Here is a 14,947-nt window from a genome sequence, read left to right on the forward strand (position 1 = left end):
ACCACCTCCTCCCCCAGCCACGTTTTATCTTGCCTGTGGGGGGGCCGGGTGGGGGCGCCCGGCCCGGGGGGGGGGGAGCCGGTCGCCGCTTCACGGTTCTCGCTCATGCGCAGGCCAGCCCTTCGAGTACGTCGACGAGTGCGGTGACCCCCGCCGTGCAGTCGTCCTCCGCGGCGTTCTCGGCCGGCGAGTGGGAGACGCCGGTGGGGTTGCGGACGAAGAGCATCGCGGTGGGCAGGGTGCCGGAGAGGATGCCCGCGTCGTGCCCGGCACCGGTGGGCAGCACCGGGGCGGAGCCGCCGAGCAGTTCCACCAGGGTGTCGCGGAGCCCCGCGCCGAAGGCGACCTCCGGGGTGAAGGACTCGCGCACGACGTCCACGCGGGTGCCCTCCAGCGCCGCCCCCTCGCGCGCCGCGTGTTCGACGGCAGCCACCAGGGAGTCCAGGGTCTCCTGGTCGGCGGCGCGCGAGTCGAGCCAGCCGCGGACCAGGGAGGGGATCGCGTTGACGCCGTTCGGTTCGACGGCGACCTTGCCGAAGGTGGCCAGCGCCCCCGCGGCAGCCGCCTCGCGCCGTGCGGCCAGCACGGTCGCGGCGTAGGCGAGCATCGGGTCCCGGCGGTCGGCCAGGCGCGTGGTGCCGGCGTGGTTGGCCTCGCCGTGGAAGTCGAAGCGCCAGCGGCCGTGCGGCCAGATCGCCGAGGCCACCCCCACCGCGTCACCGGTGAGGTCGAGCGCCCTGCCCTGCTCGATGTGGAGCTCGACGAAGGCGCCGATGCGGGCGAGGCGTTCGGGGTCGGGGCCGATCGCCTCCGGGTCCTGGCCGGCGCGTTCCATCGCGGTGGCCAGGGTGGTGCCGTCGGCGTCGCGCAGCGCGCGGGCCGCGTCGGGCGTCAGGGCCCCGGCGGCGAGGCGGGAGCCGACGCAGGCCAGGCCGAAGCGGGCACCCTCCTCGTCGGAGAAGTTGGCGACGCTCACCGGACGGCTGAACTTCGCCCCCCTGCTGCGGAGTTCGTCGATCGCGGCGAAGGAGGAGACCACGCCGAGCGGCCCGTCGAAGGCGCCACCGCCGGGTACCGAGTCCAGGTGGGAGCCGATCGCGACGGCGTCGCCGGCCGCCGGGTCGCCCAGGTGCGCCCACTGGTTGCCGTTGCGGTCGGTCTCGCAGGTCATGCCCCGGTCGGCAGCCTGGGCGCGGAACCAGTCGCGGCAGTCGGCGTCCGCCCCGGTCCAGGCGTGGCGGTGGTAACCGCCGCTGTCGCCGTCCCGCCCCACCGGCCGCAGCTGGGTCCACATCTCGTGGAAGGAGGCGGCACTCAACGCTGGTCACCCTCCTGCATCGGGATGCGGACGCCCTGCTCGGCCGCGGTGCGCTCGGCGATCTCGTAGCCGGCGTCGACGTGGCGGATGACGCCCATGCCCGGGTCGTTGGTCAGGACCCGCCGGATCTTCTCGCCGGCCAGCGGTGTGCCGTCGGCGACGCTGACCTGCCCGGCGTGGATCGAACGGCCCATGCCGACGCCGCCGCCGTGGTGGAGGGAGACCCAGGTGGCACCCGAGGCGGTGTTGATCATGGCGTTGAGCAGCGGCCAGTCGGCGATCGCGTCCGAGCCGTCGCGCATCGCCTCGGTCTCCCGGTAGGGGGAGGCCACCGATCCGGTGTCGAGGTGGTCGCGGCCGATCACCACGGGCGCGGTGAGCTCGCCGGAGGCCACCATGTCGTTGAACCGCTCACCGGCCAGGGCGCGTTCCCCCTGCCCGAGCCAGCAGATGCGGGCCGGCAGGCCCTGGAAGTGGACGCGCTCGCCCGCCATCCTGATCCACCGGGCCAGTGACTCGTTCTCCGGGAAGAGGTCCAGGACGGCCTTGTCGGTGCGGTGGATGTCGGCCGGGTCGCCGGAGAGCGCCGCCCAGCGGAAGGGGCCCTTGCCCTCGCAGAACAGCGGCCGGATGTAGGCGGGCACGAAGCCGGGGAAGTCGAAGGCGCGCTGGTAGCCGGCGAGTCTGGCCTCACCGCGGATGGAGTTGCCGTAGTCGAAGACCTCGGCGCCGGCGTCCTTGAAGCCGACCATGGCCTCCACGTGGCGGGCCATCGACTCCCGCGCCCGGTCGGTGAACTCGGCCGGCTTCTCCTTGGCGTAGGAGGCCATGTCCTCGAAGGCCACGCCGGCCGGCAGGTAGGCCAGCGGGTCGTGGGCGGAGGTCTGGTCGGTGACGATGTCGATCGGCGCGCCCTCGGCGAGCATCCGCGGCAGGAGTTCGGCGGCGTTGCCGAGCAGGCCGATGGAGAGCGGCCGGCGGGCGTCGCGCGCCTCGGTGGCGAGGGTGAGGGCGTGTTCGAGGCTGTCGGCGCGGACGTCGAGGTAGCGGTGCTCGATGCGGCGCTCGATGGCGCGGGGGTCGCAGTCGATGCAGATCGCCACGCCGTCGTTCATCGTCACGGCCAGCGGCTGGGCGCCGCCCATGCCGCCCAGGCCCGCGGTGAGGGTGATGGTGCCGGCCAGGGTGCCGTCGAACCGCTTGGCGGCGACCGCGGCGAAGGTCTCGTAGGTGCCCTGGAGGATGCCCTGGGTGCCGATGTAGATCCACGACCCGGCGGTCATCTGCCCGTACATGGTCAGACCGAGCTGCTCCAGCCGGCGGAACTCCTCCCAGTTGGCCCAGTCGCCGACCAGGTTGGAGTTGGCGATCAGTACCCGCGGCGCCCACTCGTGGGTCTGCATCACACCGACCGGGCGGCCGGACTGGACGAGCATGGTCTCGTCCTGCTTCAGGGTGCGCAGCGTGCGGAGCATGGCGTCGAAGGAGCGCCAGTCGCGGGCCGCCCGCCCGGTGCCGCCGTAGACGACGAGGTCGTCGGGGTGCTCGGCGACCTCGGGGTCGAGGTTGTTCTGCAGCATGCGCAGAGCGGCTTCCTGCGGCCAACCCAGCGCCGTGAGCTCGCTGCCGCGGGGTGCCCGTACCGGCCTTGCTCCTGACATCGTCGCCTCCAGTCGGTATTCAGTATCCATTCAGATGCTCACACTTTGAATGAGATCTAGTCAATGGGTGACTCGGCCCGTGTCGCCGCCGAAGGGGCCGGAGCGGCGTGGCCGGCCTCCGGCAGCGGCGGCAGCCGGCGTGCCCGGCGCCCTCCGACCACCACATACAGCGCGGCCGGCACCACCAGCCCCACGAGCCAGGAGACGTCCGCGCCGCCGAGCGGCCCCACCAGCGGACCGGTGTAGAAGCTGGTGGAGAGGAAGGGGAGTTGGGTCAGGAGCCCCACCACGTAGACGACCAGCGCCCCCGGTCGCCAGGCGCCGTACCGCCCGGCCGGGTCGGTGAGGGCCGGCAGGTCGTACCGCTCCCTGGAGATCAGGTAGTAGTCCACCAGGTTGATCGCCGACCACGGCGTGAAGAAGGCCAGCAGGAAGAGGAGGAAGTCGGCGAAGGAGTCGAGGAAGGAGTTGCGGCCCAGCAGCGCGAGCCCCGTGCCCAGCACCATGATGGCGGCCACGTACAGGGCCCGGCCCCGGCTCCCCAGCGTCCGCTGCCCGCGGAAGCCGCTGACCCCGGTGACGACCGACATGAAGCCGCCGTAGGTGTTGAGCACGTTGATCGTCAGCTTGCCCAGCGCGATGACGAGGTACAGCAGCGAGGCGGCGGCCCCGGTGCCGCCCAGCGACACGACGTAGCCGACCTGGTCGTCCACGAACGCGGCGCCCGCCGTGGCCGCCACCAGGACGCCGAAGGTCATCGACCACTGCGCGCCCAGCGCCGTGCCCGCCAGCGTCCAGCAGAAGGTGGAGCGGGGCGAGGTGGTCCGCGGCAGGTAGCGCGAGTAGTCGGCGACGTAGGGGCCGAACGCCAGCTGCCAGGAGGCCGAGAGCGACACCGCCAGGAGGAAGGACGGCAGGGCGAAGTGGTGGTGCTGGTGCAGGACCTGCGGCAGGTCGATCCGGTGCAGCAGCCGCGCGCCGAGGTAGACGAAGGTGAGCGCGCCGACGACGCTCGCGAAGCGCCCGAGCACATGGATCACCCGGTAGCCCACGGCCGCCGTCACCGCGGTGACCAGCGCGAACAGTACGATGCCCGGAACCGGCCCGAGGTGGGTGAGCTTGCCGACGGCCTGCCCCGCCAGCACCGAGCCGCTCGCGAAGAAGCCGATGTACATCACCACCGTCAGCGCCAGTGGGACGGCCGCGCCGCGGACCCCGAACTGCGCCCGTGAGGAGATCATCTGCGGCAGTCCCAGCCGGGGCCCCTGTGCCGAGTGCAGGGCCATCACCCCGCCGCCGACGAGGTTGCCGAGCAGCAGGCCCACCACGGACCAGACCACGTCACCGCCGAAGACCACCGCCAGCGAACCGGTGACCAGGGTGGTGATCTGGAGGTTCGCTCCCAGCCAGAGCGTGAACTGCGAGAAGGCCGTCCCGTGGCGTTCCTCGTCCGGTACCACGTCGATGGAGCGTTGTTCTACCAGGGGTTGGGGCATGGCGTGCTCCGTCCTGCCGGGCGGCCTGCGGGCTCCGGCGCGTGTTCCTCGAACGTGGGCAGTGGGCCGCCGACGTCGGCGGCCGGGTGCCGGGGGCGGCAGGGCGCACCCCGGGTGACCGCACTGCATATGCATATGCAGGGTTATTGTTTCTTGAATGGATTGCAATACCCTGGGGTGAACGACCTCCCCCGGGCGAGGGCCCCGCCGGTGATGCCCGGGGACGCCCGGGGCAGGATGAGCACACCGTGGTGGTACGGCGGGCCGCAGTCCCGCGAGGAGGGACCAGCGATGAGCAACAGTCCGGCGGCCCGGCTCCAGGACCTGTTCGAGGGGCACCGGCTCACGCCGACGCAACGCCGCATCGCCCACAGCATGGTGCGCAGCGCGTCGACCGTCCCCTTCATGTCCAGCGTCGAACTCGCGGAGCTGGCCGGTGTGAGCCAGCCCTCGGTGACCCGCTTCGCCGTCGCGCTCGGCTTCGACGGCTACCCGGCGCTCCGCCGCCACCTGCGGGACGTCGCCCCCGAGGAGACGGCGACCGACGCCACGGTCAACGAGTACCAGCAGGCGGTGGCGGGCGAGGTGGAGAACCTCCGCCGGCTGGCCGAGGCGCTCGCCGACCCCGGGCCGGTGACGGAGGCCGGCCGGCTGCTCGCCGCCTCGTCCCCGCTGCCCGTCCTCGGCCTGCGCGCAGCCGCCTCCCAGGCCTTCGGCTTCGCCTACTTCGCGGCCAAGGTCCACAGCGACGTCAGGCTGCTGGACGAGGGCGGCACCATGCTCAGCGACCGCATCGACAACGCGGTGCGCGCCGGGGCGACCGCCCTGCTCTGCTTCGCCCTGCCCCGCCACCCCCGCGAGGTGGTCGACGCCCTCGCACACGCCCAGGCGCAGGGACTGACCGTCGTCACCGTCGCCGACTCCGTCCTGGCCCCCGTCGCCCGCCACTCCGACCTGCTGCTGCCCGCAGCCGTCGGCACCGGCCTCGCGTTCGACACCGCCTGCGGCCCGATGCTGCTGGGCCGGGTGCTGCTGGAGGCGATGTGCGACCACCTGCCGCAGGCCCAGGCGCGGTTGGAGGAGTTCGACGTGCGGGCGGCGGCGCGGGGGCTGTTCGCGGAGTGAGGGGCGCGCCGGTGGGTGCCGGCGCCGGACTGCGCCCCACGCCGGCGCCAGTGGACCCTCCCTGTCGAACCCGGTGGCCGCGCAGGCAGTGCGTGGGCGGAGCCTGCCGCCGGCGCGTGGCGGTGGACCGGCGCGGGACGTGCGGGAGGGCCGGACACCCGCGGTGCCCGGCCCTCGACCGCTGCGGCGACGCCCGGCCCGCGGGCGGCCCCTGCGCTCACCCGGTCCCGGCGACGTGGCGGTCCCGGGCAGCCCCCAGGGCCGCGGCCACCTGCGGTACCAGCAGCACCAGCAGGACGACGACCGGCGCCACCCAGCTCCCCGAGGCGTCGTGCACCGCACCGAGCACCGCGGGCCCGGCGGCGGCCAGCACGTACCCGAAGCACTGGGCCATGCTGGAGAGCTGCGCCGTGTGACGGGTGTCCGGCGAGCGCTGCACGATGAAGAGGAGGGCGAGCGAGATGGCCGCGCCCTGGCCCAGTCCGAGCAGCGCCATCCACGCGTAGGCGCCCGCCGCCGGAGCCAGCAGCAGCCCCACCAGTCCCGCGGCGCACAGCACCGCCCCGACCAGTGCGAGCGTCCCGGACCGCAGCCTGCGCCCCACCAGCACCGGCGCCAGGAAGGACCCCGCGATGCCCAGCAGGGAGGAGAAGGAGAGCAGCCACCCGGCCTGGCCCGCCGCCACCCCGGAGTCGCCGAGCAGGGTCGGCACCCAGGCGGTCGCCGCGTAGTAGCTCAGCGACTGCAAACCCATGTAGGCGGTGACCTGCCAGGCCAACGGCGAACGCCACAGCCCCCGCACGGGGTGCGCCGCCTGCCGCACGGTGTCCGCGGGCACCCCCGTCCGGGACCGCAGCTGCGGCAGCCACACCAGGGCCGCCACCACCGCGAGCCCGCCCCAGCAGGCCAGCGTCGCCTGCCAGGTCATGCCGGCCGCGTGCTGCACCGGCACCGTGACGCCCGCCGCGAGCGCGGCACCGCCGAAGAGGGACATCGAGTACAGGCCCGTCATGAGCCCCGCCCGCCCCGCGAAGTCCCGTTTGATCAGACCGGGGAGCAGGACGTTGGCCACGGCTATCCCGGCGCCCACCACGACGGTGCCCGCGAACAGCGCCACGACGGAGTCCAGCAGCCGCAGGACGGTACCGGCGCAGATCGCCACCATGGTCAGCAGCAGCGACCGTTCCGTCCCCAGCCGCCGCCCCAGGCGGGGCGCGACGGGTGCCAGCAGCCCGAAGCAGAGCAGCGGCAGCGTGGTGAGCAGGCTGGTGGCCGCCGCCGACATGCCGCTGTCCTCGCGGATGGTGTCGGCGAGCGGGGAGACGGCGACGAGCGCGGGCCGCAGGTTGAGCGCCAGCAGGATCACCCCGACCCCGGTGAAGAGGGCGCTGCGGCCGGTGGCCGTACCGGGTGGGCGCCCCGGTGTGCCCGCCGGGGCGGGACCGGTGGCGCCCGGACGCGGCGCCGCGAGGGTCGCCGGTGTCTCGTCAGGCATGCGGGGCTCCTGAGTGGTGCTGGGGGGAGGCGTCGTCCGGCCCGGCGCCGCGCAGGGCGTCCACGGCCTCGGACAGGTGGGCCAGCGCGTGGCGCTCGGCCGCCTCGGCGTCGCGCGCCTCGATGGCGTCGACGATCGCGAGGTGCGCGTCGAACTGGTGGCGTACGGAGTCGGGGAAGGGCCGGCCCACCACGGCTTCGAGGGCGGTGCGCAGCGCGCGGCTGAAGTGCTCGTAGAGCTCGGCGAGCACCTGGTTGTGGGCTGCGGCGGCCACCGTGCGGTGGAAGGCCATGTCGGCGTCGATGAACGCGGCGACGTCCCCCGACTCCCAGGTGCGGTCGCGCTCGCTCAGCGCGGCGCGAAGGGCGCACAGGTCCTCCTCGGTGCGGCGCTCGGCGGCGTACCGCGCGGCGTCCCGCTCCAGCGAAGCACGGACCTCGTACGCCTCCAGCCCTGCCGCCCGGCGCAGTCGACGCTGCACGGCGGCCCCGAAGTCGCTGTCGGCGCGCACGTAGGTGCCGTCGCCCTGCCGGGGCTCCAGCATGCCGGTGTGCACCAGGGCGCGGACGGCCTCGCGGACGGTGTTGCGCCCGACATCGAGCTGCTCGACCAGCACCGGCTCGGCGGGGATCTTCGACCCGACCGGCCACTCGCCGTCCCCGATCAGCGTCTCCATCTGCCCGATGACCAGGTCGACCAGGCTGGTGCGGGGGGTGTTCCGCAACGGCATCGGTGGCTCCTCAGGCGGTCTTCACGGACTCATTCACCCGGTGATGGGAACATCCCATGTTTGTGCCGGTCAAGCCGGGCGGCCGTCTGCCGGGCCTGAGGGCGAGGTCCTCGGGTGGGGGGAGCGGTGGTCCGCCCGCGGCCGTCGTGCGCGGGCGGACGCGGACGCCTGCCCCGCACGGCGACGGGGGAGGCGCCCCGGGCTGCCGGGCGCGGTGCGGGCGCCCGGCAGAAACGGATCAGAGCACGCGCCGGAGCCAGCCGTGCCTGTCCTCGGCCCGGCCGTACTGGATGTCCAGGACGTGGTCGCGGAGCTGGGTGGTCTCCTGCCCCGGCTTCCCGTCGCCGACGGTGAACTCGTAGCCCGCGCCCTTGAAGCCGGTGATCGGCGTCACGACCGCGGCCGTGCCCGCCGCGAACACCTCGGTCACCTCGCCGGACGCGGCACCCTCGCGCAGCTCCGCCAGCGTCACCGTCCGCTCCACCGGCGTGAGGTCGTGCTCCGCGGCCAGCGTCAGGATGGTGTCGCGGGTCACGCCGGCGAGGATCGTGCCGAGCGCCGGGGTGAGGAGCTGCCGGTCGGCGGTGACCAGGCACAGGTTCATCGTGCCCGACTCCTCCAGGGTGCCCTCGCCGGCACTGTCCAGGTACATCACCTGGTCGCAGCCGTGTCTCTCGGCCTCGATCTGGGCCGCCAGGCTCGCCGCGTAGTTCCCCCCGCACTTGGCGGCGCCCGTACCGCCCTTCGCCGAGCGGCTGTAGGTCTCCGTCACCCACAGCGTGACGCCGGTGACGCCCGAGGCGAAGTACGGCCCGGCGGGGCTGGCGATCACGGCGTAGGCGACCTCGGCCGCCGGCCGCACCCCGAGGAACGCCTCGGAGGCGAACATGAACGGCCGCAGGTACAGGCTCTTCTCGTCCGCGGCACCCGGCACCCAGGCCTCGTCCGCCCGGACCAGTTCCGCCACGCTCCGCAGGAAGTCCTCCTCGGGGAGCGCGGGCAGCGCCAGGCGCTCCGCCGACCGCGCGAACCGGCGGGCGTTCGCCTCGGGACGGAAGAGCCAGACACTGCCGTCCGCGTGCCGGTAGGCCTTCAGGCCCTCGAAGACCTCCTGGCCGTAGTGGAGGACCGCGGCACTGGGGTGGAGCGTGTACGGCTGCAGCGGCACGACCTCGTGACCGTGCCAGCCGTCCCGGGGCGTCCAGGTGGCACGCGCCATGTGGTCGGTGAAGTGCCGGCCGAAGCCCGGGTCGGCCAGGATCTGCTCACGCTCGCGATCCGGCACCGCGCCGGTCGTCCGGGTCAGGGGAAAATCGGTACTCATCGCCACATCCTCAGCCGAAGCGGCCCCCGTCGCGGACGAGCATCGCCCGGCAGGGCTTCCTCGTCATGCTAATGCTCGCGTTTCCGCAGGTTGGCCGGTCCCGGACGCCGACCGGGCGCAACCCGGCGCCGTTGTCCCGCACCTGACCCCTCGTCCGGTCCGGCCCGACCGGGACCGGCCCGGATGCGTTCAGGATGCAACCGACACCCGGCCCGCCCGCGTCCTTCACCCGTCACGCTGCGGACCACCTGGGCCGCCGCCACGCCAGGGGGAGAGGGAGAACACCAGATGAACAGAGGTCTTCGGGCGGCCGTCGCCGTCGTCGCCGCCGCCACGCTCGCCGGGCCGGCGTCGGGCTTCGCCGCCGCCGCCGCTCCCGCGCCGTCGAGCCCCGCCGGGTCCGCGCCCACCCACCAGGACGTGGACGGGGACGGTTACGCCGACCTGCTCGTCGGGGCCCCGGGAGCCACCGTCAAGGACCACGCGAAGGCCGGCTACGTCGCCCTCACCTTCGGCTCCACAACAGGCGTCGACATGGACCGGCACCAGGGCCTCACCCAGGCACACACCGGCGTGCCCGGAACCCCGGAGGCGGGCGACGCCTTCGGGCAGACCGTCGCCACCGGCGACATGGACGGCGACGGCCACACCGACCTGGTCGTCTCGGCGCCGGGCGAGTCCATAGGCGACGTCAAGGCCGCCGGCTCCGTCACCGTCGTCTTCGGCTCGGCGTCCGGGCTCTCCGACCACGCCATCGCCTTCCACGCCCCCAAGCCCACCGCCGGCCGCCACTTCGGGGACCGCATCGCCCTCGGCGACTTCGACCACGACGGACGCGACGACCTCGCGGTGGTCGACGGCTCCAAGGCCGACGTGGTGAAGGGCGCCGCCAACCTGCGGGACACCGCCACGCCGAAGATCACCTCGCTCACCCCGCCGGTGGGTTCGGCGGGCCTGGAGTCCGTGCGCAGTGGTGACGTCAACGGCGACGGGTACGCCGACCTGGTCACCGTCGGCTACGACGACGACCCGGCCGACGAGGGGACGCTGGCCGTCCTGCCCGGTTCCTCGACCGGGCTCAGGGCGACCCTGCTGGGCAAGAGCGTCGGGCTGCCGTTCGCCGGCTACCGGACCGTCGTCGGGGACGTGAACGGCGACGGCAAGGACGACGTGCTCCTGGACACCAGCTTCGAGGACGGCCCCGACGACTACAAGCTGCGCATCCTGCCCGGCGCGACCGGCGGCCTGGACACCGCCTCGCCCGTGGTGTGGCAGGCCCCCCTCCTCAGCGGCACCGCCACCCAGCTCGCCGACGTCGACGGCGACGGCCACGACGACCTCGTGGTCGCCGACACCTTCGCCGGCGACAGCGACGGCATCAACAGCGCCGGAGCGCTCACCGTCGTCTCCGGCGGCACCGACTGGCTGGACCCGGCCTCGAAGCGGACCGTCTCCCTGGACACCGACGGGGTGTCCGGCGTGGCCGAGGGCGGCGACCTCTTCGGCTCCGCGGTCGCCCCCGCCGACTACAACGGCGACGGCACCGCCGACCTCGCGGTGGGCGTCCCCGGCAAGCACGACGAGAAGGGCGGCGTGAGCATGCTCTACGGGAGCGCCGACGGAATCACCCCCAAGGGCTCCATCCTCTTCGGCCCCGACACCTTCAAGTACCCGTGGGTGCAGGCGCGGTTCGGTGCGGCGGTGGCCGGCACCCAGGAGGACTGAGCCACCCGCGGCCGGTCCGAGGCCCGCACGAGGTGGCGGGCACCCGTCGCCACCGGGTTGCGGACACCGACGCCCGGCCCGGCGAGCGCCGCCGTCCGCCCGCAGCGAAGCGGGCGGACGCCCGGCCCGCCCACCCGCCGGCCCTGCCGCGTGCCGCACCGGCACCACCGCACCGGCGCAGGCCGGCGGGCGGGGCGGGAGCCGTACCCCGACCGGCGAACGGCCCCCGCTCGGTGGGAAGTCGGGGGAAACCTCTAGTCTCCCTGACCGTGACTGACTCCTCCTCGCACCTTCTCGTGACGGCGGACGCCTACGACGCCGTCGCCGTGCTCTACGACGAGCTCTTCCGCGACGCGCTCGCCGCACTGCCCCTGGACCGCGCGCTGCTCGCCGCCTTCGCCGAGCTCGCGGGGCCGCCGGAACTCGTCCTGTCGCCGAACTGGGCTGCGGTCCCGGGGCGGTGACCGCCCACCTGCGGGACCTCGGGCTGGACGTCCTCGGCGTCGACCTGTCCCCGGCGATGATCGACATCGCCCGCGCGAACCACCCGGACCTGCGCTTCGAGGTCGGATCCATGACCGCCCTGGACCTGGCTGACGACGAGCTGGACGGCATCGTCTCCTGGTACTCGGTCATCCACGCCCCGCCGCAGGAACTGCCCGCCTATCTCGCCGAGTTCCGGCGGGTGCTCGCACCCGGCGGCCACCTCCTGCTCGCCTTCTTCGAGTCCGGCGGCGAGCCGGTGACGGTCTTCGACCACAAGGTGACGCCGGCCTACCGCTGGCCGGTGGACGACCTCGCGAAGCTGGCCGGCAGCGAGGGCTTCACCGAGATCGGCCGGATGCTGCGTGAGCCGGTCGAGGGGGAACGCTTCCGCCAGGGCCGTCTGCTGATGCGCCACGACGGCTGACCGCGGCCCGCCGGGCACGGCCCGCACAGGTACGCCACAACAGCTCGGAACCGGCATCGGCCGGTTGCGACCAGGCCGGGAGAGGTGGACACGTGAGGCGCATCGGCGTCATCGGAGTGGGGGAGATCGGCCGGGCCCTGGTGACCGGCCTGTGCCAGGAGCCCGACGCCTCACCGGAGATGTTCCTCCCGCCCCGGGGGGGCGTACGGCCGCGGAACTGGCCTCGCGCTTCGAGAGGGTGCGGGTGTGCGCCGACAACCAGGAGGTGGTGGACCGCTCCGAGCTGGTGATCGTCGCCGTACGCCGTCAGGACCGGCACGCAGCACTCGCCGGCCTGCGGGTGGACGCCGACCGTACCGTGGTCAACGTGATGGCCGGCGTCGGCAACGACGACCTGCGCCGGACCCTGGCCACCGAGGCCCCGCTGGTGCGGGTGATCCCCCTGCCCGCCGTCCGCGAACGCCGCTCCGTCACGGCAAGGCCCTCGACGGCCTCCTGGCCGACCTGGAGTGAGCACGCAACAGGGGTGAGCACCCAGGGCGGGACCCGGCGCTCCTCGCCGGCCCCCAGCCGGACAGGGCGTCGGCCGTGGACTCGCCCGTCCCGGCGGCCCGGCCACGAGGGCGGGCCGCCCTCTCCCGCCTCCGCAAGCCGGGCCCCGCCCCCGCCTCAGACCTCGCCGCGGGCCATCGCCAGCAGCCGGTCGAAGACCGCCGCGTCGACGCGGACGCCGTCGTGCGCGTGGGCGTTGGTGATCCAGGGACGCAGCCCGCGTACCAGCTCGGCGGTCCGCAGCGAGTGCTCGCGGTCGACGAACATGTCGTCGTGGTAGACCGCGGCGACCACCGGCACCGTGTTCGCGGAGAGGCGGTCCAGGTCGTACAGGGGCGGCCAGTCGGTGCGCCGCGCCAGCTCCTCGGCGGCGCCACGCAGCGGGACCAGCGCCGGGTCCTCCTCGAACTGCCAGGGATAGATCATCTCGCCGGTGAAGCGGAGTGGACCTGCGCCCGCGGCGTCAAACTCCGGGAACTCCGCCCTGACCCGCTGCGCCGACCAGGCGGTGGGCCGCCCGCCCTGGGCGTAGATCGCCTCGTGCAGCACGGCGTAGAGCGGGCGCGGTGCGAAGGACAGGGTGGCGTCCAGGCCGCGCAGGAACGGGTCCGAGAGCCGCGGGCCGTGCGGTCCGTGGACGAACGCCCCCTCCAGCAGGTAGTGCAGGCTGTCGAAACCGGACGTGGTGCCGAAGGTGATGCCCATGGTCTGGAAGCGGCGCACCGAGAGCCGTTCCCCCGAGGGCATCCGCACCTCGTGCTCCGCCAGGTGGGCGGCTACCGCGTCGGCGAGCTGCTGATCACCGGGGTAGCGGGCGAAGTACCGCTCGTTGTGCGCCCGGACGCGGTGGTAGGCCGCGCGGTAGACGTCGTCGGCGTGGCCGGTGAGGGTGGGCAGGCCGCCGGTGACGAAGACCTGCTCGAGCCCCTCGGGGGCGTGGCTGAGGTAGGTCAGCGCGCAGAACCCGCCGAAGCTCTGACCCAGCACGCTCCAGGGACGGTCGCCCTGGAGCGCCCGGCGCAGCAGCTCGGCGTCGCGCACGATGGCGTCGGCCCGGAAGTGCGCGAGGTGGTCCGCGGCGTCGGTCCGCCCCTCGAGCGTGGTGCGGTCGGCGGGGGTGGACCGGCCGGTGCCGCGCTGGTCCAGGAGCACGACGCGGTACTCCCGCAGCGCGCGTCGCAGCCAGGCCGAGGCGGCGTCGGGGCGCTCTGCCCGGCCTCCCGGGCCGCCCTGCAGCCACAGCAGACGCGGAAGGTCCCGGTGCTCCTGTCCCGCGGCGGTGACCTCCCGGGCGAACAGGGAGATCTGCGGACCGTCGGGACGCGTGTGGTCCAGCGGGACGGTGAGGGTGTGGTCGGAGCAGACCAGACCGCTGTGGCGGTAGGTGGCTCCGAGGGCGGTGGTCATCTCGCTTCTCCGTGGTGGTGGGGTGTGGTGCGGTACCGGGCCGGGGCCCCGGCGGCGGGGCCGGGACGCCGCGGTCGCACCCCGGCCGGGGCGGGCCCCTCCGGCTGTTCCGGCGCAGGCCCGCGGACCTCAGTAGCCTTGCACTCCCAGTTCCCGGCAGATGCCGACCAGCTCGGGGTGGACGTAGCGGCCGTCCTTCTCGATGCACTCGCCGTCCAGGTGGATCGACGGCCCGACGATCGAGCCGTCGGTGTGGGCGGCGGCCACCCACGGCTCACCGCCGATCCAGGCGCCCTTGGTGCCGATGCCCAGCTCCACGCAGCCGAAGACCCGCTCGTCCTCGACGATCCGCCCGGTCGGCGCGGGCACACCCGGGTTGAAGCCCAGCGACCAGTGGGCGACGCGGTACATGTTCGGGTCGTCCCAGGAGGCCAGCCAGTTGCGGAAGACCTCGGCGTCCTGCTCGCCCTCGACGCCGGTGACGACGCCGTTCTCCACGGTGAGCCGGACCGGGGTGCGCAGCAGGCCCAACTGGTCCGGCGGCCACAGCGCGCCGTCGAAGACGAGGACGCCGTTCTGCGTCTCCTCCAGCGGGTTCCAGGAGATCTGGCCGGAGAGCATCACCGTCTCCCCGGGCTTCTCGGCCGGCTTGCCGCGCAGGTTGATCGGCCGGCCGCCGTTGCGCCCGACGAGGTCGGTGCCGTTGGGGGAGGTGATGCGGACCTCTTCGGCGGCCTCCAGCAGGCGCACGAGGGCCTTGCCGAGCCGCATCACGCCCTGGAAGTCGGGCCGGCCGACGGTGGCGACCAGCATGTGGACGTCCATCGCGGTCAGGTTGGTGTAGCGGCAGCCGTTCGCCATCGCGGTGCGGAAGGCGTCGGAGTGCATCAGGTACGAGACGGCGAACTCGATCCACACGTCGGCGTGGGCGATGGCACCGGCGACCGGACGGGGCGGCTCCATCGAGGAGCTGGGCAGCGTCTGGGACCAGACGACCACCGGGTGCGCGCCGGCGGCGGCCACGGCCGCAGCGGTGGCGTCGACGACCCGGCGGTCGCTGCTGGTGTCACCGGTCAGCACCACGTGCTCACCCGGCTTGACCAGCATGACCTCCTCGACCAGCTTGCGCGCGGCCAGCGCGAGTTCGAACGCCAGGTACTCGGGGCGCGGTTCGAGGCGGCTGAACATCTCCACGGGGGCTCCT

At 73.9% G+C, this 14,947-nt stretch carries 11 protein-coding genes and 2 pseudogenes; 5 read left to right on the forward strand and 8 right to left on the reverse strand.

What is annotated here, in order from left to right; genetic code table 11:
• Positions 1 to 103: 103 nt before the first annotated feature.
• From ACFV3R_RS31450 to ACFV3R_RS31460, 3 genes are read right to left on the reverse strand one after another with little or no spacing between them, the layout of a single operon-like run.
• The gene (locus tag ACFV3R_RS31450; protein WP_385590251.1) at positions 104 to 1,318 is read right to left on the reverse strand and encodes an allantoate amidohydrolase; all 1,215 of its coding nucleotides are present in this window, start codon (positions 1,316 to 1,318) and stop codon (positions 104 to 106) included.
• Positions 1,315 to 2,979 carry a urocanate hydratase gene (hutU, locus tag ACFV3R_RS31455; RefSeq protein WP_385590298.1) on the reverse strand — a complete coding sequence of 555 codons (1,665 nt, stop codon included), beginning with the start codon at positions 2,977 to 2,979 and terminating at the stop codon, positions 1,315 to 1,317. Before hutU ends, ACFV3R_RS31450 begins: the two co-directional genes overlap by 4 nt.
• Before the next feature lie 56 nt (positions 2,980 to 3,035).
• Positions 3,036 to 4,475, reverse strand: coding sequence for a purine-cytosine permease family protein (locus ACFV3R_RS31460; protein ID WP_385590253.1), 1,440 nt, complete (start codon positions 4,473 to 4,475; stop codon positions 3,036 to 3,038).
• Between the two features lie 291 nt (positions 4,476 to 4,766).
• Between ACFV3R_RS31460 and ACFV3R_RS31465 the strand changes: the two genes are divergently transcribed.
• Positions 4,767 to 5,600, forward strand: coding sequence for a MurR/RpiR family transcriptional regulator (locus ACFV3R_RS31465; protein WP_385590255.1), 834 nt, complete (start codon positions 4,767 to 4,769; stop codon positions 5,598 to 5,600).
• A gap of 217 nt (positions 5,601 to 5,817) precedes the next feature.
• Here ACFV3R_RS31465 and ACFV3R_RS31470 read toward each other — a convergent pair whose 3' ends face one another.
• From ACFV3R_RS31470 to ACFV3R_RS31480, 3 genes are all read right to left on the reverse strand, one after another.
• Positions 5,818 to 7,095 carry a CynX/NimT family MFS transporter gene (locus ACFV3R_RS31470; protein WP_385590257.1) on the reverse strand — a complete coding sequence of 426 codons (1,278 nt, stop codon included), beginning with the start codon at positions 7,093 to 7,095 and terminating at the stop codon, positions 5,818 to 5,820.
• Positions 7,088 to 7,825: a FadR/GntR family transcriptional regulator gene (locus ACFV3R_RS31475; RefSeq protein ID WP_385590259.1), complete on the reverse strand. Its 738-nt coding sequence runs from the start codon at positions 7,823 to 7,825 to the stop codon at positions 7,088 to 7,090. The genes ACFV3R_RS31470 and ACFV3R_RS31475 overlap by 8 nt, the downstream gene beginning before the upstream one ends.
• 238 nt (positions 7,826 to 8,063) lie before the next feature.
• Complete coding sequence (locus tag ACFV3R_RS31480) at positions 8,064 to 9,149, reverse strand: branched-chain amino acid aminotransferase (protein ID WP_385590261.1); 1,086 nt, start codon at positions 9,147 to 9,149, stop codon at positions 8,064 to 8,066.
• Between the two features lie 288 nt (positions 9,150 to 9,437).
• Here ACFV3R_RS31480 and ACFV3R_RS31485 point away from each other — a divergent pair, with 288 nt between their 5' ends.
• The 4 genes and pseudogenes from ACFV3R_RS31485 to ACFV3R_RS31500 form a co-directional block, all read left to right on the forward strand.
• Positions 9,438 to 10,874, forward strand: coding sequence for an FG-GAP-like repeat-containing protein (locus tag ACFV3R_RS31485; protein WP_385590263.1), 1,437 nt, complete (start codon positions 9,438 to 9,440; stop codon positions 10,872 to 10,874).
• A 269-nt stretch (positions 10,875 to 11,143) separates the two neighbouring features.
• On the forward strand, positions 11,144 to 11,338 hold the full coding sequence (locus tag ACFV3R_RS31490; RefSeq protein WP_385590265.1) for a hypothetical protein: 195 nt from the start codon (positions 11,144 to 11,146) through the stop codon (positions 11,336 to 11,338).
• Positions 11,251 to 11,784 (forward strand): annotated as a pseudogene (locus ACFV3R_RS31495) (class I SAM-dependent methyltransferase); the annotation flags it as partial. The gene ACFV3R_RS31490 and the pseudogene ACFV3R_RS31495, both read left to right, overlap by 88 nt.
• A gap of 244 nt (positions 11,785 to 12,028) precedes the next feature.
• Positions 12,029 to 12,103: pseudogene (locus tag ACFV3R_RS31500) on the forward strand (hypothetical protein); the annotation flags it as partial.
• A gap of 350 nt (positions 12,104 to 12,453) precedes the next feature.
• On the opposite strand, the gene ACFV3R_RS31505 reads toward ACFV3R_RS31500, so the two are convergent.
• Positions 12,454 to 13,743 carry an alpha/beta fold hydrolase gene (locus ACFV3R_RS31505; RefSeq protein WP_385590267.1) on the reverse strand — a complete coding sequence of 430 codons (1,290 nt, stop codon included), beginning with the start codon at positions 13,741 to 13,743 and terminating at the stop codon, positions 12,454 to 12,456.
• A gap of 129 nt (positions 13,744 to 13,872) precedes the next feature.
• Positions 13,873 to 14,931 carry a hypothetical protein gene (locus ACFV3R_RS31510; protein WP_385590300.1) on the reverse strand — a complete coding sequence of 353 codons (1,059 nt, stop codon included), beginning with the start codon at positions 14,929 to 14,931 and terminating at the stop codon, positions 13,873 to 13,875.
• Positions 14,932 to 14,947: the final 16 nt, after the last annotated feature.

The sequence above is a fragment of the Streptomyces sp. NPDC059740 genome, assembly GCF_042733155.1.
Lineage (GTDB): Bacteria > Actinomycetota > Actinomycetes > Streptomycetales > Streptomycetaceae > Streptomyces.